The organism is Sorangium sp. So ce1036 (genome assembly GCF_051369805.1).
Taxonomy (GTDB): Bacteria; Myxococcota_A; Polyangia; order Polyangiales; family Polyangiaceae; genus Sorangium; species Sorangium cellulosum_F.
This window is the reverse complement of sequence record NZ_JBBMOX010000001.1, coordinates 1,474,536-1,495,244: the sequence shown is the minus strand read 5'-3', so window position 1 is coordinate 1,495,244 and position 20,709 is coordinate 1,474,536. Positions and strand designations below refer to the sequence as shown.

Here is a 20,709-nt window from a genome sequence, read left to right as displayed (position 1 = left end):
GCGCGGCGCTACGCCGATGTCCCGCTGTCCGAGACGCAGAAATCGAAGATGTCGCGCCAGACCTTCCTGAACTCCTCGTCGCCGAAGGTGGAGCCCGAGCGCAGCAGATCGTAGGTGTGATACCGCCTCCCGCAGTGCGGCTTGGCGGCGGCGCCGGCGCGGTGCTGGTCGTCCGGCGGCATCCTGGCCAGCTTGTAGTGCCCGATGATGTCGCCGTGATCGCACTCCACGAGCAGGGTGTCGTCCTCGCCGGGCGACAGCATCGACGCCGTGTTCACGATGCCGTCGTTCTCCCAGACGTCGACCCTGCGCTTCTCTCCCGTGCCGAACATCGTGGCGACGCCCGGCCCGTCGGCCAGCATGAACGGCCCGCTGAGGCACGCCCTGTAACAGAATCGATAGAACACATCGCTCCACTCCCGCGCGTCGGGCACGAGCCCCACCTCAGGGAAGGTGCGCAGATCCCACCAGACCCACGGCTGCCGCTCGTCCAGCACCCTCCTCTCGAAGGGGCACCGGCTGACCGTCGCGTACGACCGCGTCGCGATGCCGCGCTCCTTCCAGACCGACCTCTCCCACCTCCGCTGCTCGTCGGACAGGTGCACCGGGCTGCGGAGATCGCCGGACGGGCGCGCGCACATGAGATCGCTGAGCGCGTTGAAGTCGGCCGCGATGCCGCTCGACCAGAGCCACAGGCGCATGTACGCCTCGCGCGCCTCCACCGCGTCCATCGAGTCGGGCGCGAACCGCGCGGCGTCCGTCTCGATGAGCACGTCCTGCGCCGCGCGGAACAGGTCCGCGTCGACCCACTCCGCGAGGCTCCTGGTCAGCCATTCGCCGAGGGTCCTGTCGCGCCGCCGGCCCGAGTCGTGGACCGCGTCGCTCAGCGCCTCGGCCAGGAAGCGGCGGGGCATCTCGTAGGCTGACAGCCAGTCCGCGATGTTGGTCCCGCGCTGCGGTACGGACAGGAACACCACCCGCTTCACCCGGCCGCGGACGTCGTCGTTGCGCACCGGGACGGCGTTCTCGTTGTTGCCGTCGAGCCACTTCACCGCGTCGGGGTCGGCGAGCAGGGTCCAGAGCATCCAGCGGATATCCAGCCCGCCGGTCGAGTGGCCCACGAGCGCGACCGTGTCGCCGCGCTGGATCTCGTTGCGCACCACGCGCCTCGCCAGGTAGCGGCGCAGCCGCTCGGCCCGGGTCGACACCGCCGCGGTCGGGAGGTTGTCGAAATAGTGCAGGACAGCGCGGGCCCTCCGGGGATCGTCGGGCTCCTCGGCTTGCCACGAGCGGAAGACCGGAGTGACCCCGGCGTAGTAGTGCAGCCGCCCGAGGGCGTCGAAGCCGCCGAACCCAGGGACCAGGACGATGTGAAGGCGGGAGCCGTCCGATGCGCGGGAGGACATGGATCCAACATACCGGCACCCCCCCGTCCCGAGGCAAGGCACCACGCCGCGCCCGCCATCGCAGCCCGTGGCGCGGCGCCCCGGCGGCGAGGCGGAGATCGTCCGGGTCGATACAGCCCTGGATGAACCAGCGCCGCGGAGCGCCGGTCCCCCGCAAGCGCCCCCTCTAGGGATGGGCGATGACGACGAGCGTCCGCGCGCGCCGGAGCACGCAGCGGAGCGCGCGCTCCAGCGTCTCGGGATCGAGCGCCGCGAAGCTCTCGTCGAGCACCACCACCTCGGCGTCCTGCAGCAGCGCGCGCGCGATGTAGAGCCGGCTCCGCTCGCCGTGCGAGAGCTGCCAGCCCGTCTCGCCCACCACCTGGTTGAGCCCCCCCGGCATCCGGCCGAGCAGCTCGCCCAGGCCGAGCTCGTGGCACACCGCCTCGGCCTCCTCGAGGTCGCCCGGCCTCGGCGGCCAGCGCCTCGCCATCAGCAGGTTGTACGCGAAGGTCCCGGCGAGGACGTGGTTCTCGTGGAACTGCGGCGCCGCGGCCACGCGGCGGCGCCACGCGGCGGCGCCGAGCATGTGCCGATCGAGGCCGTTCAGGAGGAGCAGCCCCGACTCGGGCGCGCGCAGCCCCGAGAGCAGGGCGCTCAGCGTCGACTTGCCTCCGCCCGAGGGCCCCTGGAGCAGGATGCGCTCGCCCGCCTCGATCCGCAGCGAGACGTCGGTCACCGTGGGCCGGGCCCTGCCCTGGTGCCGGAAGGACAGCTCGTGCGCCTCCAGGACCGGGGCGCGGGGCGCGGCTCGCCCTGCGGCGCCGCCAGAGGTCGCCTCTCCCGGCGCGACCGCCGGCGGCGTCCTCCCGGCGTCGGGCGGCAGCGGCGGCGGCGGCGCCCCGCCGCGGGCGGCCGCCTGGAACAGCGTGGCGACCTGCCGCCACGCGATCGCCGCGCTGGCGAGGCTCGACAGGCCGCCCGACAGCCCCTGGAGCGCGCGGCTCGCGAGCAGGATGCCCCCGAGCGCCACCGCGTACCGCGCGGGCGTGCCGGCGCCCGACAGGAACGGCGGCACGAGGCCGGCGATCCCCGTGATGAGCCAGCCGCGGGGCATGAGCGCGGCGAGCTCGATCTGGGTCCGGTCGATGTCACGGGAGCGCAGGAGGTACTGCGACAGCGCCTCGTCCTCGCCGTGGTGCCAGCGGCCGCGGCGCTCCTGGGCGAGGCGGGTCCGGTGACCGACGAGGCGCTCGATGAGGTCGTGCGTCATCGCGAGCCGCGCGGCGGTCCACAGCTCGCGGCGGCGGTAGAAGCGGGCGCAGAGCGCGCCGACGAGGATCGCCCAGGCGGCGAGCAGGGCGGCGTGGAGCGCGCCCGCCGCGCCCTGGGCGAGCACGAACGCGGCCGCGACGAGCTCGAGCGCCGCCGCGACCGACGCGACGCCCCCGCCGAGCGCGAGCGCCTCGATCGCCTCGGACTCGATCACGCGGCCGAGGAAGCGGCCGGCCCCCTCGCCGCGGACCTCCTCCGGATCGAGCGCGAGCGCGCCCGCGAGCAGGCGCTGCTTGAGCAGCGCGCTCAGGTCGATCGCGACCACGCCGGACAGCCACGCCATGAGCTGGCGGAGCGGGACGACCGTCGCGAGCAGCAGCGCGCCGGCGTAGAGCCAGCCCTCGTCGAGGTGGTCGTCGAGGATGCTCCGGCCGACGGTCGCCCAGACCAGGAGAAAGAGCGCGTACGCCGACACGTGGGCGGCGACGAGGCCGAGGGCGCGGCGCGGGATCCGCGCGGCCTCGACGTGGCGCCGGAACGGCGCGCCCGGCGGCAGGCGCAGGCGCCAGAGGCCGTCGATGACCACGGGCGCGAGGTGCTCGCGGAGCAGGGCCCGCCGCGCGCCCCCACGCCGCCGCGGCCGCACGCCGGCGCGGTCGAGGAGGCGCTCGATCTCCGGGAGCACCTGCGCCTCGAGCGGGCGGCAGAGCCGGCCGGAGATCGCCGCGACGGGCGCCCGCGCCGTGGAGCGGTCGGCGCAGAGCACCGCGAGGTCCCGCCCCTCGCGCCCCGCGATCGCGACGAAGCGCGGCGCGTCGCCGCCGCGCATCCACACGAGCGCCGGCGCGAGGCCGAGGAGCGCGGCGTCGATCTCGTCGTAGCGCGCCGAGACCGGCTCCGCCTCGACGCCGAGGTGGGCCGCCGCCTGCTCGATCCACGAGGCGAGCGCGTCGGCGCTGCGGAAGTGGCCGGCGGTCGGGACGGGCGCCGCGATCGCGCGCGGGTCGAGGCCGCTCCCCAGCGCGAGCGCCTCCAGCGCGTCGCCGAGGCGCTCGGCCGGCCACTCCAGCGCGTCGGGCAGCGCGCCCTGCGCGCCGTCCCGGCGTGCCTCCGACCCATGGCGCGCCCCGGTCGTCACCCCCGCTCGCCCTCGGCCTGCGCCTCGACGACCCGCCCGCGCGCGACCACCAGCCTGCGCCACGAGCCGCTCGACCAGAGCCCGCGCTGGACGGCCTCCTCGGCGTCCAGGAGCGCGCGGTAGCGCGAGCCGGAGCGCGCCGCGAGCTCGGCCGGATCCCCGTCCTCCACGACGCGCCCGCCGTCCACGACGAGCACGCGCTCGAACGCCCGCGTCTCGCCGATGTCGTGGGTGACGCACAGGAGCGTCGCGCCGCGCCACCGCTGCCGCGCCCGGGCGAGCAGCGCGCGGCGGCGCTCGCGGTCGAGGCCGCGGAACGGCTCGTCGAGGATCGCGAGGCGCGCGTCGCTCCGCAGCATCGCCCGGCCGAGGCGCACGCGCTGGCCCTCGCCGCCCGAGACGAGCCCGCCGCCCTCGCCGAGCGCGGTCTTCTGCCCCTCGGGCAGCCGCTCCAGCACCTCGCGCAGCTCGGCCGCCTCCACGACCACGCCGAAGTCGGCCGCGTCGTCGGGCGCGCCGTACCGGAGGTTGTCCAGGAACGACCGGTTCCAGAGCTGGATCGCCGGATCGACCCACGCGGTCTGCTCGCGGAGCGCGCGGAGCCGCTCGCCGGAGAGCGGGTGGCCGTCGACGAGCACCCTGCCCTCGCTCGGCCGGTGCCACCCGAGCAGGACGCCGACGAGGCTCGACTTGCCCGCGCCCGACGAGCCGACGATCGCGACGTGGCTCCCCGCCGCGATCTCGAGGCTCACGTCCTCCAGGATCACGTGGCCCGCGGCCTGGATGCGCGCGCGCTCGAAGGCGATCGCGACGCCCGCGGGCGCCGCGCTGCCGGGCGCAGGCACCGCGGCGCTCGGCCCGACCGCGCTCGGCTCCTCCTCCAGCGCCCCGAGCGGCTCGAGCAGGCGCAGCGCGGTGTTGCGCTGCGCCGGGTACTGGAGCAGCGCGCCCGCCAGCGCCTGCCCGATGGCCGGCAGCGCGAGCGACCAGTAAAAGAGCAGGAGCGCCCGGGAGAGCGCGCCCCCGCGGGCGAGGAAGTCGCCGAGGATCCACGCGGCGAGCCCGAAGCCGAGGAGCGCCTGGGTCGCGTCGACGGCGAGGGCGGCGCGGAGCAGCGATCGGCCGGCGAGCGCCCACCGGGCGAGCAGGTCCTCGTGCTCGCGCCGCACGGCCCGCTCGGCCGCGTGCGCGCGGATCGGCACGAGGCCGAGGAGCGCGTCGAGGTAGAAGCGCGTGAGCGAGCCGGCGTGGGTGCGGACGCGCAGGTCCCGCTCGACGAGGACGCGGTTCGCGGCGAGCGGCAGCGCGAGCGCGAGCGCGGCGCACGGCACGGCGAGGCGCGCGCTCGCGGGGTCGATCCACACGATGGCGGCGGTGGTGACCGCGAGGTCGAGCCCCGCGCGCACGAGCTGGCCGCCGAACGTGGGCAGGGCGCGGAGCACGTGGAGGCTGTGGCTGCGCTGCGCCATGTCCGACGCCGGCCGGCTGTGGAAGTAGCGGTCGCCGATGCGCGGGATCTTCGCGAGGAACGCGATGCGCAGCCGGACCTCGAGGTGGCGCCCGAGCCGGATCATCCCCGACGCGAGCGAGAGCTCGACGACGAGCTGGAGCAGGAGGAACACGACGAGCGCGGCGAGCGCGGCGAGGCGCTGCTCGAAGAGCGCGAGCCCGTGGCCGATCTGCATCAGGCCGCGGAAGAGCAGCGCCTCCAGCACCACGGTCGCCGCGCTGAGGGCGAGCGCGCCGGCGAGCACGGCGGGCGCGAGCAGGCCGTCCTCGCGGAGCATGCGGAAGAGCTCGCGCGCGGGCCGGACCTTCGGCTCCGCGAGGGCCGCGGCGAGCTCGGGGGAGAGGCGGGGCCCGCCTTGCGCCGACGTGGCGTCGCCCGAGCGATAGGGAGCGTCGAGCGACTGCGGCCGATGGGGAGCCCCGAGCGACTGCGGCGCCGCGGCGGCGGGGGCGAGGCTCGGCGGGCGCTGCCCGCGCACCCGCACGAGCACGGCGCCGCGCGTGACGATCTGCTCCTCTCCGCGCTCGCCGGGCGGCCCCGGGCGCGCCGCCCAGAAGGCGGGCGGGATCGCCTCCTCTCCGCCGGCCTCGGCCCCCCGCTCGACGAGGGCGCGGAGCACGCGCGCGGCCTCGCGGCCGCGGCCGACGCCGCCCGAGCGCACGAGGGACGTGACCAGGCGCGCGCCGGCGTCGAGCGCCGCGATCGCGCGCCAGTCCGGGCTCGCGAGCGCCGCATCGAGCGGCTGCGCGCCCGCGCCCAGCCAGGCGAGCCGGCGCTCGAGCGGCCGCGTGAACCCCTCGCTCGCCGCCCACCCGCGGAAGTCGGCCACGGACAGGGGCAGATGGTGGAGGTAGAGCTCGCTCTCGAGCTGCCGGCGCGTGAGCCAGCGGCGGCCAGCGCTCGGATCCATGACCTGGACGAGGCCGCCATGGCGGCGCCAGAGCACGACGACGTGGAGCGGGCCGGCCGCCTGCCGCACGATCGCGATGGCGGGCAGGGCCTGGGCCTCGTCGAGCAGCACGTGCTCGGGCGGGATGAGGATCTGCTGCGCGAGGAGCCCGAGCTGCTCCGCGAGATCCTCCAGGGTGTCGATGGAGGTGCCGTCGACGTCGGTCTGACACGCCTCGCGCAGGCGCCCGTAGCTCACGGAGACGCCGAACCCTTCGAGCAGGCACTTCAGCGTGGCGGGCCCGCAGTCCATCGCGGAGGTCTGCACGACCTCGGGCGCGAAGAAGCTCCTCCGCGGGCTCGACGGCCGGGCGCCGGCGCTCGCCGCCGCGTTCATCCCCCGCCCGCCCCGCCGCCGGCCTGCACGATCTGGCCCGCGGCCCGCAGCACGAGCGTGGCCGGGGAGACGCGCTCCACCTCGATGACGACGCTGCCCGGCAGCCCGTGCTGCATCGGGATCGGCGACGCCGGATCCGGGCGCACGCCGAGCTCCACGCGGATGCGGCCCTCCTTCGCCTCGGTGGCGACCCGCTCGACCGTGGCCGCGAGGGTGCCGTACTCGGTCCAGGGGAACGCGTCGAGGCGCACCCGCCCCTCCTGCCCCGGCCGGATCCGCCCGATGGACGAGGGCGGGAACTCCGCGATCGCCCGGAGCTCGCCCGGCGGGACGACCGCGGCCACGACGTCGCCTTCGCTCACGAAGGAGCCGACCCGGAGCAGCGCGATGTCGCCGACCCGCCCGGCGATGGGCGAGCGGATCCTGCGCCGCTCGATCTCGGCGAGCAGCCCCTGGATCGCGGCCTCCAGCACGAGCCGCTCCCCCTCGAGCGAGGCCGCCTCGCGGTCGAGCCGCGCGAGCTCGGCCTGCTGCTCGCTCTGCGACGTGCGCCGCTCGACGCCGATCCGCGCGGCGGCGCGCTCCAGCGCCTCGCTCGCGGAGCGCCTCGACTGCGCCTCGGCCGCGAGCCGCGCCGCCTCGGCCTCCGACACGAGCCCGTCCTTGCGCAGGCGCACGGCCCGCTCCGCCTCGAGCTCCTGGAAGCGCGCGCCCGCCTCGGCCTCGCGGAGCCGCGCCTTCGCCTCGTCGACGTGCGCGCGCGCCGCCTCGGCCCCATCGCGCAGCGCCCGCGCGCGCGCGGCGATCTCGTCCCGGAGCGGGCCCATCTGCCTGGCGATCGCCTCGAGCCGGGCCCGCCGCTCGTCGATGTCGCGGCGGATCGGCTCCACGTCGAGCTCGATCAGCACGTCGCCCGCGGCGACCTCGGCGCCGAGGTCGAGGTGGACCGCGGCGACCCTGCCGCCGAGCGGCGCCTCGACGCGGTGCGCCGCCTGCCCGACCTCGAGGCGCGCGCTCACGCTCGACTCGTACCGCCCGACCCGCGCGAGGAAGAACCACGCGAGCCAGCCCGCGAGCAGGAGGGCGCCGATCGCGACGCCGGCGATCGAGCCCCGGTGGCCGTCGGTCGCGATCGCGTGAATCGAGCGGGAGAAACCGGCGGACATGGATCGGTTCGCAGGGTACCCGGGTGACGTGGGCTCAGCAGGTCGCTGCCGCCTGCCCAGGCGAGAGCGACAGTCATAGCAAAAAACGACGCGCCGCGCGGGCCGCTCGCGCAGGAAACGATGCAGACGCGTCCGGAGGAAACCGGGGAATAGGCTCGCGCGACCGCGCCAGCCCCCGTGATCGCCCGCCACGAGCTGGCCAATTCGCGTCCGCGGGCTTGCCTACCTTCGGAATCGCGCCCTAAGCTTCTTGGCTGCCATCGCGGATTCGCCGCGATGCGGCATATCTCTCTGGAGGTTGCTATGGCGGATATCGATCGTGAGACCGAGCAGATGGAACAGGACGACCAGGCGGAGGCGAAGCCCTTCTTCGCGCGCTTCCTGGAGGATCAGAAGCGCGTCCGGACCGGCGTCAAGGCCGGCCGGGGCATCACGACGTTGAAGCACCCCTCGGACAGCGACGAGTCCCAGACCATGAAGTACCCGTCCGACGGCGACGAGGAGATCTACGCGAAGTGAGCCGTGAGCCCCGCTCGCGCGAGCGGGGCTCGCTTTGCCGCGACCGCCGGAGCCAGTCCACGAGCCGGCTCGCACCTGCGCGGGCGAAGTAGGCTCACCAGCTCACCCTCTCCTACCCAGGAGAGCCAGCGAGCACGATTGACAATTAACAATAATTCAATTGACACACAGCACGACTGGACGACAGCAGCGTAAGCGGAAACCGGGTCGCCGCGAGCTTGCTCGATGCATTGAGAGCTTGCTTGTCCCGCGAGCAGCCTTTTAATTGGACTCTCCCTGCCGCCGGCGGCAGCGCCGCCGCGGCGACGTATCATCCGGAGGTGTTCCATGGCTGAAATCGATCGTGATCTCGAGCAGGCGGAGCAGGACTCGGAATCCGAGGCGGTGCCCTTCTTCGCTCGCTACCTGGAAGATCAGAAGCGCGTCCGGACCGGCGTCAAAGCCGGCGGGGTCGCAACGACGCTGAAGTACCCCTCGGACGGCGAGGATCCGGGGGGCGGCGGTGGGGGCGGGAGCGGCGGCGGGGGCTCGGACCCCATCACGCTCAAGTTTCCGTCGGACGCGGAAGATTGCTGAACAAGAGCGTGCGTCGCGCACACACACCCATGTTCTCCTGAGAGAGGCCCTCTGACGTGACACGAGCGGGCGCGACGGTCCTTCTGGTCTCCCATTCACACGACGAGTTCGGTATCGAGCGCGTGGCCGACGGGCTGCGGCGGCGCGGAGCTCGACCGGTTCGCCTGAACGTCGATCGGTTCCCGCGCTCGCTCACCCTCTCCACGGCGCTCGGGGCCGGCGGCGTACGCCGTCGCCTGGAGGACGCCGGGGCCGGGCTCAGCGGGGAGGAGATCTCCGCCGTCTGGCTCCGGCGCCTCTGGGCGCCGAACCTGGGCGAGGGCATCGCCGAGGCGTACCGCGCGGCCTGCGTGCGCGAGTCCATGGCGGCCCTGACCGGGTGGTTGCGCGGGCTCCCCGCGCGGCGCTGGGTCAACGAGCCGGCGGCCGAGGATCGCGCCCAGGACAAGCTGCTCCAGCTCGCCACGGCGGCGGCGGCCGGCCTGCGCATCCCGGAGACGCTGGTGACGAACGACGCGGCCGAGGTCCGCGCCCTCTTCGCGCGGCTCGAGGGGAACGTGGTGGCGAAGATGCTCACGCCGTTCTCGATGAGCCTCTCGGGCGGCGCGCCCTTCGTCTTCACGCGCGCCGTCTCCGCGGCCGACCTCGAGGCGCTGTCCGGCCTGCGCCAGAGCCCCATGGTCTTCCAGGAGCGCATCCCCAAGGCCCGCGAGCTGCGCGTCGCCTACGTCGACGGCCGCTGCTTCCCCGGCGCGCTCGACGCCTCCCGCTACGAGGCGATCGCGGCCGACTGGCGCCACCCGGACGTCGTCGCGGCCGGCGTCGGGTGGGAGCAGGGCGCCCTCCCGCGCGACGTCGAGGCGCGGCTCGGCGCGTTCATGCGCGCCCTCGGGCTGGTCTTCGGCGCCATCGATCTCATCTGCACCCCCGACGGCGAGCACGTCTTCCTCGAGGTGAACCCCGCCGGCGAGTGGGGCATGCTGGAGCGGGATCTCGGCCTGCCGATCGCGGACGCGCTGGCGGAGGCATTGCTCGCATCCACGGAGAACCCTTGACAGTCCTCATCATCACGCACAGCAGCGACAACGAGTGCATCGACCGGGTCGCCGCCGCGATCCGCGGGATGGGCGGCCGGGCATTCCGCTTCAACACCGATCTCTTCCCGCAGGGCGCGCGGCTCGCGCTCGCCTCGGGCCCGGCGGCGAGCCGCTCGACGCTCCGCACCCCCGAGGGGGAGCTCGACCTCGGCGGCGTGACCGCGGTCTGGTACCGCCGGGTCGCTCACGGCGGCGGGCTCCCGGGCTCGATGGATCCGCAGCTCCGGAGCGCCTCGGTGCAGGAGGCGAAGCAGACGGTCGAGGGCCTGCTCGCGTCGCTCCGCGTCCCGCAGGTCGACCCGCTGCCGGCCGTGCGCTTCGCGTCGAACAAGCAGGTGCAGCTCGAGCTGGCGCGGGAGGTCGGGCTCGACACGCCGCGCACGCTCACGACCAACGACGCCGGCGCGGCGAGGGCCTTCGCCGCGGCCTGTCCGGGCGGCGTGATCGCCAAGATGCTGTCGTCGTTCGCCGTCTACCGCGACGGCGAGGAGCACGTGGTGTTCACGAACGCGCTCCGGCCCGAGGATCTCGAGGACATGCGCGGCCTCGATCTCTGCCCGATGACGTTCCAGGAGAAGATCCCGAAGGCGCGCGAGCTGCGGGTGACGGTCGTGGGCGAGCGCGTCTTCTCGGCCTCCATCGACTCGCAGGCGGCCGAGGGCGCGGAGATCGACTGGCGCCGGCGGGGCCTCGAGCTCATCGACGCGTGGCGCGAGGACGCGCTCCCGCCCGACGTGGCGGCCGGGGTGCTCCGGCTGATGGACCGGCTCGGGCTCAACTACGGCGCCCTCGACATCCTCCGCACCCCCGACGGCCGGCACGTCTTCCTCGAGGTCAACCCCGTGGGCGAGTTCTTCTGGCTGGAGCGCGCGCCCGGGCTGCCCATCAGCGGGGCGCTCGCCGAGGTCCTGCTCGGCAAGGCGCCCCGGCGCGACACGTGGAGGGCCTTCCTCCACGGTCCCCCGCGCGCGGGTAGGTAGGTAGAGAAAAGCTCGCCCGCTTCCGCAAGGCGCTCGCGCCCCGCCCCGGGAGGTGGAGCGCCTTGACATCCGGCCAGGGGTTTCGCACTCCTACCCCCCTCTGGAAAGGGCGCCTCCCCTGCGCCAGGCCGGCGACCTCGTGAAGATCCTAGAGCTCCACCTCCTCGCGTTCGGCCCCTTCACGGATCTCCGGCTCGACTTCTCCTCGCCGGCCGCCGGCCTCCACCTCGTCTACGGCCCCAACGAGGCCGGCAAGAGCACCGCGCTGCGCGCGATCCGCGGCCTGCTCTACGGCATCCCGCACATCACGCCCGACGCCCACCTCCACCACAACACCGACCTCCGCGTCGGCGGCCGGCTCGCGGGCGGCGGCGCCACGCTCGCGCTCGTCCGCCGCAAGGGGCGCGTGAAGACGCTCCGCGATCCGGAGGACAACCCCCTCGACGACGCCGCGCTCGCGTCGGTGCTCGGCGGCGTCAGCGAGGATCTCTTCCGGACCTCCTTCGGCCTGGACCACGAGGCGCTCCGCGAGGGCGGCGAGGCGTTGCTCCAGGGCAAGGGCGACGTCGGCCAGACCCTGTTCGGCGCGGGGCTCGGCGGGCCGGGGCTGCAGCAGCTCCTCACCGCGCTGCGCAACGAGGCCGACGAGATCTTCACGCCCCTCGCGAGGACCCGCTCCCTCAACGAGGCGATCAAGGCGTTCGAGGAGGCGCGCAACAAGGCGCGGAGCGCCGCGAGCCCCCCCGCGGACTGGACCCGCAAGCGGCAGGAGATCGAGGAGGCCAGGGCCGAGCAGGAGCGCGTCGACGCCGAGCTGCGCGCGCTCCGGACGACGGACAAGCGGCTCCGGCGCGCGCTCCGGGTGCTCCCGCTGCTGGAGGCGCGGCGCGCGATCCTCGGCCGGCGCGCGGCCCTCGGCGACGTGGTCCTCCTCCCCGAGGGCGCCCCGCGGGACCGCGAGGACGCAGAGGAGCGCGCCGCCGACGCCGCCGCCCAGGCCGAGCGGCTCCGCGCCGACATCGAGGAGCTCGAGGCCCGGCTCGCCGCGCTGCACATCCCCGCGTCGCTGGTCGAGCTCGACCCGGGCGTCATCGACGGCCTCGTGACCCGGCTCGGGAGCCACCGGAAGGCCGCCGTGGATCTGCCCCGGGTCCGGGCGGAGCTCCACGGCCTCGAGGAGGAGGCGCGCGCGATCCTCCGCCGGCTCGGGCGTGACGCCTCGCTCGTCGACGACGCCGAGCCCGCGCGGCTCGAGGCGATGCGCGTCGACGTCGCGACCGAGGCGCGCATCAAGAAGCTCGCCCGCGAGCGCGGCGCCGTCGAGGCCAGGCCGCGCGAGGTGGAGCGGCTGCTCTCGGCGCACCGCGCGCGGCGCGACGCGTGCGTCCGCAGGCTGGCCGAGCTGCCGCCGGGCGAGGACCCCGCGCCGCTCCGGGGCGCGCTCTCGCGCGCGCAGAAGCAGGGCGATCTGGAGCACCGCCTGCGCGAGGCCACGGCCGCGGCGGCGCAGCTCGCCCGCGAGGCCGACGCGCAGCGCGACCGGCTCGGCCTCGGCCTCGGCGCGGCCGCGGGGCGGGCGCGCCTCGACGTCGGAGACGCGGCCGCGGGGCGGGCGCGCCTCGACGTCGGCGACGCGGCCGCGGGGCGGGCGCCGCTCTCCGCCGCCGAGGCGAGCGCCCTGCCCGTCCCGCTCCCCGAGACGGTCGACCAGGCGGTCGCGCAGTGGAGCGCGATCGCCCGCGAGCGGGAGCGGCTCGCCGAGCGCGCCGCCGAGGTCGAGGCGCGCCTGCGCGAGAGCGCGCGCGAGATCGACGCCCTGCAGCGCGCCGGCGCGGTGCCCACCGAGGCCGACCTCGCCGAGGCGCGCGCGCGCCGCGACGTCGCCTGGAAGGCGCTGCTGCGCGCCTTCCAGGCGAAGGGGAGCGCCCGCGCCGCGGCGGCGATCCACACCGCGTCGCTCTTCGACGCCGGCGCGGACACGGCCGCCGCGCCCGGCGCGGGGCGGCGGCCCCCGCTCACCGCGCGCGACGGGGGGCCGGCGCGAACGAAGCCCGACGAGTACGCCGAGCTGGTCCGCGCCGCCGACGCGATCGCCGACCGGCTGCGCCGCGAGGCCGACCGGGTCGCCCGCCTGGCGCGGCTGCTCGCCGAGCAGGCGCGGGCCGAGGCGGATCAGGCGCAGCTCGCGGGCGAGCGCGCCGCGCTCGAGCGCCGCGCGGCGGACGCCGATGCCGCGTGGGTCGAGCTCTGGCGCCCGGCGGGCATCACGCCGCGCTCGCCCGAGGAGATGCGCGGCTGGCTGGGCCGCTTCGCGGGCCTGACCGCCACGGTCGATCGGCTCCGCGCGGCCGAGGCCGAGGCCGAGGCGCTGCGGGCCCGGATCGAGGCGCACGCGGCCGAGCTGCGCGCCGCGCTCCAGGGCGCCCGCGGCCCGGCGGCCGGGGCGCCGGGGGGCGCGGCCGCGCGCCTCCCGGCGCTGGTGGAGGCCGCCGAGCGGGAGCTCGCGGCCATCGAGGACGCGGCCCGCGAGCGCCGCAAGCTGGTCGGCGATCGCGCGGAGCTCGAGCGCCAGCTCGCGGACCTCGAGCGCGAGCGGGCGGAGCACGCGCGCGCGCTCGACGCGTGGCGGGCCGAGTGGGCGGAGAGCGTGCGGCAGCTCGGGCTCCCGGGCGACGCCTCGGCGGACGAGGCCACGGCCATCCTCGACGAGCTCGGCGCGCTGTTCCGCAAGGCCGACAGCGCGGGCCACGAGCGCCGGCGCGTGCGCGGGATGGAGCGCGACGCCCGGGCGTTCGCGGAGGACGTCGCGGCGCTCGCGTCCCGGCACGCGCCGGACCTCGCCGCGCTGCCGGCGGAGCAGGCCGCGGACCAGCTCGTCAAGCGCTACCACAAGGCGTGCGCGGACCTCCGGGAGCGCGGCGAGATCGAGCACCGCCTGGCCGAGAAGCGCCGCGAGCGCGAGCAGCAGGACGCGCGCCGCGCGGCGGCCGAGGCGCGCCTCGCGAAGCTCATCGAGGCGGCGGGCGTCCCGCGCTCGGGCGACGCCGGCGCCGACCTCGCGGCGCTCGCGCTGGCGGAGGAGCGCTCGCGCGAGGCGCGGCGGCTCGACCGGGAGCTCGTCGAGAACGAGGGCAAGCTCCTCGAGGCCGGCGAGGGCGCCGGCCTCGCCGCGCTGGAGCAGGAGACCGCGGGGGCGGAGCGGGACGCGCTCGCGCTCGAGCTCGACCGGACGGAGGCGCGCCTCGCGGCGCTCGAGGACGAGCGGCGCCGGATCGACAGGACGCTCGGCAGCCTGGAGCAGGAGCGCGAGCACCTGCGGGCGACCGTGGGCGCCGCGGAGGCCGCCGCGGAGGCGCAGATCTGCCTGTCGCACCTGCGCGGCGAGGTGCGCCGCTACGTGCGGGCGCGCCTCGCCGCGGTGCTCCTGGAGCGGGAGATCGAGCGGTACCGCGAGCGCAACCAGGGCCCGATCCTGGCGCGCGCGAGCGCGCTCTTCCACCGCCTGACGCTGGGCGCCTTCGCGGGCCTGCGGGTGGGCTACGACGAGGGCGAGCAGGCGGTGCTCCGCTGCGTCCGCGCGGCCGCGCCGGCGGCAGCGGCGCTTGCGGCGCCTGCGGCCGAGGCCGGGGTGGAGCCCGCCAAGGCGGCCGAGGCCGGGGCGGAGCCCGCGAAGGCGGCCGAGCCCGCCAAGGCGGCCGAGCCCGCCAGGGCGGCGGCCGTGCAGCGCGAGGTGGAGGTGAGCGGCCTGAGCGACGGCACGCGCGATCAGCTCTACCTCGCGCTGCGGCTCGCCAGCCTGGAGCACCACGCCCGGACGGGCGAGCCGATGCCGCTCATCCTGGACGACCTCCTGATCCACTTCGACGACGACCGCGCCCGCGCCGCCCTCGCCGTGCTCGGCGAGCTGACGGCGACGACGCAGGTGCTGTTCTTCACGCACCACGCGCGGCTCTGCGAGCTCGCGCGCGAGGCGGTGCCGGCGGAGGTGCTGCGCGAGCACCGGCTGCGGTAGAGGACCTGTGGCGGCCGGCGCCGGGGAGCGCCGCGCCCGCGCGCCCGTGGTGCGCTGACGATCCCAGCGGCGAGCGAGGAATTGTCCCTCACTTCGCCGCGCGCCGCGCGCCCAGCCGACGATGCGCATGGGCAGGCGCCCCGTCTTCGAGCCACCTGGAGCACGCTTCTGCCTCGCGGCCGGGGTTGGCCCACACGACACTCTTCATGGCGCTCACGCGCGCCGAGGTCTCGCTGAAGAGCGCCCGCACCCGCTCATCCAGCGAGACCACGATGTGGTCCGTCGCCTGCGCGGCCTCGATGAGGTGCACGTCCTTGAGCATGGCGCGCCGGTCGCGCTCGGTTGCCGAGGCGCCCTCGATCGCATCGCGCAACGCGACGTCCTCCGCAACATCGAGATACAGCGACTTCTTACGAGCGACCATGGCGGTCCGCCACTGCATGGCGAATACGGAGGCGAGCTTCTTCCACTCCGCGCTGATGGCAGCGCGTGAGCACGACGCGATGACCTACGGCGAGCGTCGTCATCAAGAAGTCGCGGCACTGCTGGGGAAGGGGGTGGACCGCGTCCTCCCCGCCGGCGGCCCGGGCCACCGACGCGTCGATGACGAGGCGACGCGAGACCTTGGCCCGCATCTCAGCGCTTCGCCTTGGCCATCCGCTTCTCGGCAGGGTCGAGGTAGCGGGCCTGGGCGTCGAGCGCCACCTCGGCGAAGTCCTCAGGCCAGTCGCCGAATGCGCCAGCCTCGTCGAGATCGGCGCTCCGCACCTGCGTCGCGCCGTCCTTGGTGAGGGAGAACCAGTGCAGCGCGACGAGCTCCGGCCGGAACGCCCCCTCGGCGACGAGCGCCTGCACGCCGAGCAGCAGGAGCGAGCTGTGCGTCTCGATCACGACCCGGACGCCGCGGCTCGCGGCGTCGGCGAGGATCTGCGCGAGCGCCACCTGCGCACGCGGATGCAGGTGGATCTCGGGCTCCTCGATATAGACGAGCTGGCCCGGTCGGGCCGTCAGGAGCGCCACGAGCACCGGCAGGCATTGCGAGACGCCGAAGCCGACGTCCGCGATGCTCACGAGATCCTGCGCGCGGCCGCGTGCTCGCTGCTTCAGACGGCCGACGCGCAGCTCGACGCGGGTATCGTCGACGCGAGATGCCTTGATGGTCCAGTTCAAGCCGAGCTTCTCGAGCGCGGCCCCGAGCTGCTTCAGGCGGATGTCCTTCGTGGCCTGCCAGTGATGGATGATGCTGGCGACGTAAGGCTCGAAGGGGCCGGGGAACTCGTCCCCCACGGCGGTGGTCCTGTACGTCCGCTCGGGAATGCCACGGAGCGCGGCGACATGGATGATGGCGCGCAGGTCGTCAGGCGCGCTCCTGAGCGCGAGCGGGACATAGCCGGAACCGTCGTTCGTCTCGACAACGCTCAGCGTTTCTCCGGTCCGCCTGGACAGTTGGTACCAGAGAAAACATCGCTTACGGACAACAGAAATAACGTGTTCCGGGTAGTCGTGAACGATGCCACGACGCAACCTATCACCCCTGCCGAGTGGGACGGCGACCGTAGTTTCGACGACGTCGAGGCCGCCCTTGGCCTGCTTCTGAAAGCGGACGCCGACCTTGCCCGTGGGCAGGTCGATGCCGACCGAGAACTGATTGCTGTTCCGTCCGCCAAAGCGCGAGAAGAGCTGCTCGACCGCCGTGAAGCGGACGTGCGGGCCGTCGAGCAGCAGCGCCCCCGGGTCGTAGAGCGCATCCAGCGTCTGCTTCATGAGCAGAGGGGGCTGCATGATGCTGGACTTGCCCGAGCTGTTGGTGCCGGCGAGGAGTGTCAGCGGCCTGACGGCGATCTCCGTACGCTTGCGGATCGATTTGAACCCCTCGACTGCGATGGCCGAGATGCCGCCCAGCTCCGCTGGGCACATCATGCTTGACTTGCCCGCCACCCTGCTCCTCCGCGCGTGCTGCGGCGACTATTTCACATGCCATGGCGCAAATCCAGCGGACATTCGACGGCCGGACCGTCCGGCCCGGCCCAGGTGGGCGCCGATAGAATCCATCGTCCGCCGACGCGGACGCTCTGCGCTGATGTCCCAGCTCCGGGCGCGGGGATGGACTCACGGGTGTCGTCGCCGCGCCACAAGATCGGGTCGGGACATCGCTCCTCGATGCCCCGCGCGAGGAGGCGGGTCCCCTCCGAACCCAAGGCCGATATCGCACGCAACGGCCCTCATCGCGCGTCGCTGGCAGCGCCGCCCGCCGCCGGAGCCGAAGCGGCGGCCATGGTGGCCCAGAGGGCGTCCAGATCGAGCGCCAACCCCTCGAACCCGGGCCCGGGGACCTTGCCCACGCCGGTCGTCTCCTCCGTGACATAACGGCCGTCCGGTCCCAGGAGGAAGTGGCCGATCATCTCCATCTCGGGGTACACCATCCAGTACCGGCGCACGCCGAAGCGCTGGTACTCCTCGAGCTTGTCGTGCTGGGCCCTCAGCCGGTCGGGTCCGTGCGGGGAGAGCACCTCGACGACGAGCGCGGGGGGGGCTCGTCGAGAGCGCGCCGTGGCCGCGGGGCGGCGCGTCGGACAGGTAGAGGCTGATGTCGGGCTTACGCCCCAGGTCCGCGGCGAGGCCGAGCTTGTGCCCGGGTCCGAACACCCGGGCGCCCCGGGGCGCCGCCCAGGCGCCGAGCGCCTCGAAGAGCCAGCGCACGAGGGCATCATGCTCCGGCGTCGTGCTCTCCTCCGCCACGAGCCGCGCCTCGAAGAGCTCGCCGGGCTCGTCGAGGTCGGCCCATTGCTCGAGCGTCATGGGCTCGGCGCGGAGGACGCGCGCGCGCTTCTGCCGCCGTTCCTCTCGTGTTTCGCGCTCGCGATCGTCGAGCGATTCATTGTCGCTCGTCCCTTCCCATTGGTCCCACTCCTCGTCGGTGCCGCGCATGCCATACTCCGCGAGGATCTCGCGCGCGATCCGCACCATCTCCTCGGGCGCGGGGTGGCTGGGCTGCCAGCCGGCGAGCATCGCGCGCATCCGGCGCATGAGGCCTTTCACCGGCCGAGCCTCTGCGCCCATGACGCGCGGATTCGGCGCGATCTCGTCCCCGAAACGCTCGATGAACCGGTCGAGGATGGCGAGGAATTCGGCGTGGAAAGGACGCCCGGATACCTCTGCCAGGAGGCGCGGCAGGACGCGTGGCGCCGCGAAGGCGCTGAGCAGGTTCATGGCAGCCCAGAGGACGCCCCCAGCCTCCCGGGCCTTCTCGTTCAGAGCCGCCATGCTCTGATTGTCGTTCTGGCCGGGCATGTGCGCAGCACCTTTCCCGGCCCCCTCGTCTGCGTTTCGTTCGTCTCGCGACATCGCGGCTGCCTCCTCATCAGGGCTCGAAGCAGATGGGTCCGACGAAGGCATCCCTGAAGGCAGAAATCCCGCCGGCGCCGACGGCAACGACCTTGCCCGGCGTTGGCGGCCCTTTCTGTATGCAGACATAGGCGCACCACGCCTTGATGAGGAGATTCTTCAGTGCCTCACTGACCCATTCTGGACAGGTGGAGGACCCCGCATTTCCGCAGTGTGTTACGTAACATTCGTGCCTGACGGGCGGGATCCGATAGGCACACAGGATGTGGTTGTCACACCCGAATTGATCCACGCACTCCGGCCGTGGCTGGGTATCCAACGGCAGCGTGGACGGGTCGAGCGTCGCGAGCCACTTTCCTCCTCCGTCATCGGCTCCTCGGGCTCGTCTCCGGCGGCGTCTCCGCCGATCGGGTTGCCCTCTGTGCCGCCCGTCGGGTTGTCCTCCGCGCCGCCCGTCGGGTTGTCCTCCGCGCCGCCGGGCGTGCCGACGTCCGTATCGTCGCCGGTCCCCGGGCTGAACGTGATCGTGCATCCAGGCACCATCAGGCTCGCCCAGACGACGGTGATCCCGAGCGCGGCGAGCCGCGAAACGACGCGCTTCGACATGTGGACCCCCTCACCGCGCAGCCTACACGAACGCCTCGGCCACGTAACCGGGCTGCGGGCGCAGAGCCTGGCGCGCACCGGGAAATCGCTCGGGCGCTCGTGAAAATCGGTCCGCCGAACGCTCCCGGCGGCCTCGTGAACGGAAAAGCGCCTCCCGAGAACCGCCGAGGGGGGTCTCGAGTACCGCCGAGGGGGGTCTCGAGTACCGCCGAGGGGGTCTCGAGTACGAAATTCCCGCTCTCGAGAACGGCGCGCAGGGTCTCGAGAACCCCCCTGACCCCGCCGCACGACCTCCGGACCCCGGATCGCGATCCGCGGAGCCGCATTTCCGGAAGCCTGACCTGACAGCGCGCTCCATCGCGCGCCGATCCCGCACGGCGGACCGGAAAACCCGATCCCTGGACCTGACGCGCGGATCTCCAGGCGTAACCCGACCCCGCGGTAACCCGACCCAGGTTGAGCCGCAGCGCCCGCGCCGCGGGCCCCCCGGCTCACGACGCGAACAGCCAGACCATGCTCGCCGCGCCGATCAGGAACAGCAGGGCCGTGAAGACCAGGATCGATTTCCTGTCGGGCCGGTACTCCCCCCGCTCGATGGCGCGGCAGACGCGCAGGTAGCGCACCGCCGCCCACGCGATGAGCGCCATCCCGAGCAGGACCATCCCGGCGCCGACCCCCCCGACCTCGCGCAGCAAGGACCGCGACTCGACCTGCGCGGCCCTCGCCCCCGTCTCCAGGAAGTACAGGCTGAGCCGGTTGAGCGTGATGCCGAAGCTGAGCAGCGCGATGGCGGTGCGGATGTAGGCGAGGTGCGTCCGCTCGTTCGCCAGGTGCTCCCTCGCGTAAGCCTCCGACCGCTTCGTGGTCTCTTCCCCGGGCATCGTGGACCGATCCTCACCTCGACAGCGGACCTACCCGTGACATGGCGACCGCCCGCCACGCCCGCAACCCGAGCTCACCTGCCCTTGCTCCCCGTGAGCTCGACCGCCACGGCGTCCACCGACACCGACGTCGGAGGCCCGAACTTCTTCACCTGGACGGTCACGCCCGAGGCCGGCGTGCCCTCGAGCACGCGCTCGATGATCCGCTCGGCCAGCGTCTCCAGCAGCTTGTACGAGGCGCTGGTCCCCGCGTCCACCACGAGGCTCGCGAGCTGATCGTAGTCGAACACGCGCGCGCGCGAGTCGGCGCGGGGCAACAGGGCGATCGGGAGCTCCACCTCCAGGCAAACCACGAAATCCTGGGGCAGGTCGCGCTCGGCGCGGGACGCGCCATGCCTGGCGCGGAAGCGGATGCCGTCGAGGCGGATTCGGTAGGTCTGGATCACGGAGCCCATCGACGCCCCCCCTAGCACGCCTCCCGGCCGACATCTGCCTTGCTTGCGCCGTGCAGGGGGCCAGGACGGTGCGGGCCGGGGTTCGCCCCCCACGGAGACCAGGGAGAGCGGCTCGACCGGCGGGCGTCAGCGAGGCGGTCGCGCGCGGGATGGCCTCAGAGGGGCCGCTTGAAGCACACCGCGTCGATCTTCGCGGTCAGCTCGTTCCGCATGAACTGCACGGGCTCCCAGCCCTCCTGCCCGAACCGCTTGAGGACCGGGTTCCAGCCCGTGGCCTTGGTCACTTCCAGGATGTGGTTGTCGGGGACGCGCGCCGTCTCGGAGTCCACGCACCGTATCTCCCACCGGGGCGGATCGGTCCCGGCGTGCACCGGCGGCACGAGGAAGCGCGGCGCGACGTACGACGCGGAGCAACCGACGAGAAATGCGACGGCGATGGCTGTTCCCGGGTGGAGCTTCGGCATGGGCAATCCTTTCCG

17 protein-coding genes are annotated in these 20,709 nt (G+C 74.2%); 6 read left to right on the top strand and 11 right to left on the bottom strand.

Going from position 1 to position 20,709, the window contains the following annotated elements:
- Positions 1 to 8: 8 nt before the first annotated feature.
- From WMF31_RS05505 to WMF31_RS05490, 4 genes are all read right to left on the bottom strand, one after another.
- Positions 9 to 1,406 (bottom strand): esterase/lipase family protein, encoded by a 1,398-nt coding sequence (locus tag WMF31_RS05505; RefSeq protein ID WP_436600922.1) that lies wholly within the window; start codon positions 1,404 to 1,406, stop codon positions 9 to 11.
- 166 nt (positions 1,407 to 1,572) lie between these two features.
- Positions 1,573 to 3,798: an ATP-binding cassette domain-containing protein gene (locus tag WMF31_RS05500; protein ID WP_436600921.1), complete on the bottom strand. Its 2,226-nt coding sequence runs from the start codon at positions 3,796 to 3,798 to the stop codon at positions 1,573 to 1,575.
- A complete protein-coding gene (locus WMF31_RS05495; RefSeq protein WP_436600920.1) occupies positions 3,795 to 6,593 on the bottom strand; it encodes an ATP-binding cassette domain-containing protein in 2,799 nt (932 codons plus the stop codon). The genes WMF31_RS05500 and WMF31_RS05495 overlap by 4 nt, the downstream gene beginning before the upstream one ends.
- Positions 6,590 to 7,759 (bottom strand): HlyD family secretion protein, encoded by a 1,170-nt coding sequence (locus WMF31_RS05490; RefSeq protein ID WP_436600919.1) that lies wholly within the window; start codon positions 7,757 to 7,759, stop codon positions 6,590 to 6,592. Before WMF31_RS05490 ends, WMF31_RS05495 begins: the two co-directional genes overlap by 4 nt.
- Before the next feature lie 303 nt (positions 7,760 to 8,062).
- On the opposite strand from WMF31_RS05490, the gene WMF31_RS05485 reads away from it, so the two are divergent.
- The 5 genes from WMF31_RS05485 to WMF31_RS05465 all read left to right on the top strand — a co-directional run bounded on the left by WMF31_RS05485 (position 8,063) and on the right by WMF31_RS05465 (position 14,943).
- Positions 8,063 to 8,278 (top strand): microviridin/marinostatin family tricyclic proteinase inhibitor, encoded by a 216-nt coding sequence (locus WMF31_RS05485; RefSeq protein ID WP_129353014.1) that lies wholly within the window; start codon positions 8,063 to 8,065, stop codon positions 8,276 to 8,278.
- A 327-nt stretch (positions 8,279 to 8,605) separates the two neighbouring features.
- Positions 8,606 to 8,854 (top strand): microviridin/marinostatin family tricyclic proteinase inhibitor, encoded by a 249-nt coding sequence (locus tag WMF31_RS05480; protein ID WP_436600918.1) that lies wholly within the window; start codon positions 8,606 to 8,608, stop codon positions 8,852 to 8,854.
- A gap of 56 nt (positions 8,855 to 8,910) precedes the next feature.
- Positions 8,911 to 9,909 (top strand): MvdC family ATP-grasp ribosomal peptide maturase, encoded by a 999-nt coding sequence (locus WMF31_RS05475; RefSeq protein WP_436600917.1) that lies wholly within the window; start codon positions 8,911 to 8,913, stop codon positions 9,907 to 9,909.
- Positions 9,906 to 10,931, top strand: a complete 1,026-nt coding sequence (locus WMF31_RS05470) for an MvdD family ATP-grasp ribosomal peptide maturase (RefSeq protein WP_436600916.1) — start codon at positions 9,906 to 9,908, stop codon at positions 10,929 to 10,931. The genes WMF31_RS05475 and WMF31_RS05470 overlap by 4 nt, the downstream gene beginning before the upstream one ends.
- 139 nt (positions 10,932 to 11,070) lie before the next feature.
- Positions 11,071 to 14,943: an AAA family ATPase gene (locus WMF31_RS05465; protein ID WP_436600915.1), complete on the top strand. Its 3,873-nt coding sequence runs from the start codon at positions 11,071 to 11,073 to the stop codon at positions 14,941 to 14,943.
- 88 nt (positions 14,944 to 15,031) lie between these two features.
- Here the strand turns inward: WMF31_RS05465 and WMF31_RS05460 are convergent, their stop codons facing one another.
- The 3 genes from WMF31_RS05460 to WMF31_RS05450 all read right to left on the bottom strand — a co-directional run bounded on the left by WMF31_RS05460 (position 15,032) and on the right by WMF31_RS05450 (position 17,651).
- Positions 15,032 to 15,385 (bottom strand): hypothetical protein, encoded by a 354-nt coding sequence (locus WMF31_RS05460; protein ID WP_436600914.1) that lies wholly within the window; start codon positions 15,383 to 15,385, stop codon positions 15,032 to 15,034.
- 194 nt (positions 15,386 to 15,579) lie between these two features.
- On the bottom strand, positions 15,580 to 16,881 hold the full coding sequence (locus tag WMF31_RS05455) for an AAA family ATPase (protein ID WP_436600913.1): 1,302 nt from the start codon (positions 16,879 to 16,881) through the stop codon (positions 15,580 to 15,582).
- A gap of 284 nt (positions 16,882 to 17,165) precedes the next feature.
- Entirely contained in the window at positions 17,166 to 17,651 is a 486-nt protein-coding gene (locus WMF31_RS05450) for a Uma2 family endonuclease (protein WP_436606522.1), read from the bottom strand.
- A gap of 1 nt (position 17,652) precedes the next feature.
- On the opposite strand from WMF31_RS05450, the gene WMF31_RS05445 reads away from it, so the two are divergent.
- Positions 17,653 to 18,345, top strand: coding sequence for a hypothetical protein (locus WMF31_RS05445; protein ID WP_436600912.1), 693 nt, complete (start codon positions 17,653 to 17,655; stop codon positions 18,343 to 18,345).
- Between the two features lie 159 nt (positions 18,346 to 18,504).
- Here the strand turns inward: WMF31_RS05445 and WMF31_RS05440 are convergent, their stop codons facing one another.
- The 4 genes from WMF31_RS05440 to WMF31_RS05425 form a co-directional block, all read right to left on the bottom strand.
- On the bottom strand, positions 18,505 to 18,894 hold the full coding sequence (locus WMF31_RS05440) for a hypothetical protein (protein ID WP_436600911.1): 390 nt from the start codon (positions 18,892 to 18,894) through the stop codon (positions 18,505 to 18,507).
- 491 nt (positions 18,895 to 19,385) lie between these two features.
- Positions 19,386 to 19,775 carry a YidH family protein gene (locus WMF31_RS05435; protein ID WP_436600910.1) on the bottom strand — a complete coding sequence of 130 codons (390 nt, stop codon included), beginning with the start codon at positions 19,773 to 19,775 and terminating at the stop codon, positions 19,386 to 19,388.
- A 74-nt stretch (positions 19,776 to 19,849) separates the two neighbouring features.
- Positions 19,850 to 20,230 (bottom strand): dihydroneopterin aldolase, encoded by a 381-nt coding sequence (locus tag WMF31_RS05430; protein ID WP_436600909.1) that lies wholly within the window; start codon positions 20,228 to 20,230, stop codon positions 19,850 to 19,852.
- 155 nt (positions 20,231 to 20,385) lie between these two features.
- Positions 20,386 to 20,694: a hypothetical protein gene (locus WMF31_RS05425; protein WP_436600908.1), complete on the bottom strand. Its 309-nt coding sequence runs from the start codon at positions 20,692 to 20,694 to the stop codon at positions 20,386 to 20,388.
- Positions 20,695 to 20,709: the final 15 nt, after the last annotated feature.

Bases quoted from the DNA above. Each gene is read 5' to 3' on its own strand.
- WMF31_RS05505 (WP_436600922.1), bottom strand. From the start codon at position 1,406: ATGTCCTCCCGCGCATCGGACGGCTCCCGCCTTCACATCGTCCTGGTC.
- WMF31_RS05495 (WP_436600920.1), bottom strand. From the start codon at position 6,593: ATGAACGCGGCGGCGAGCGCCGGCGCCCGGCCGTCGAGCCCGCGGAGG.
- WMF31_RS05490 (WP_436600919.1), bottom strand. From the start codon at position 7,759: ATGTCCGCCGGTTTCTCCCGCTCGATTCACGCGATCGCGACCGACGGC.
- WMF31_RS05485 (WP_129353014.1), top strand. From the start codon at position 8,063: ATGGCGGATATCGATCGTGAGACCGAGCAGATGGAACAGGACGACCAG.
- WMF31_RS05480 (WP_436600918.1), top strand. From the start codon at position 8,606: ATGGCTGAAATCGATCGTGATCTCGAGCAGGCGGAGCAGGACTCGGAA.
- WMF31_RS05460 (WP_436600914.1), bottom strand. From the start codon at position 15,385: ATGCAGTGGCGGACCGCCATGGTCGCTCGTAAGAAGTCGCTGTATCTC.
- WMF31_RS05450 (WP_436606522.1), bottom strand. From the start codon at position 17,651: ATGCCCTCGTGCGCTGGCTCTTCGAGGCGCTCGGCGCCTGGGCGGCGC.
- WMF31_RS05445 (WP_436600912.1), top strand. From the start codon at position 17,653: ATGCTCCGGCGTCGTGCTCTCCTCCGCCACGAGCCGCGCCTCGAAGAG.
- WMF31_RS05440 (WP_436600911.1), bottom strand. From the start codon at position 18,894: ATGTCGAAGCGCGTCGTTTCGCGGCTCGCCGCGCTCGGGATCACCGTC.
- WMF31_RS05435 (WP_436600910.1), bottom strand. From the start codon at position 19,775: ATGCCCGGGGAAGAGACCACGAAGCGGTCGGAGGCTTACGCGAGGGAG.
- WMF31_RS05430 (WP_436600909.1), bottom strand. From the start codon at position 20,230: ATGGGCTCCGTGATCCAGACCTACCGAATCCGCCTCGACGGCATCCGC.
- WMF31_RS05425 (WP_436600908.1), bottom strand. From the start codon at position 20,694: ATGCCGAAGCTCCACCCGGGAACAGCCATCGCCGTCGCATTTCTCGTC.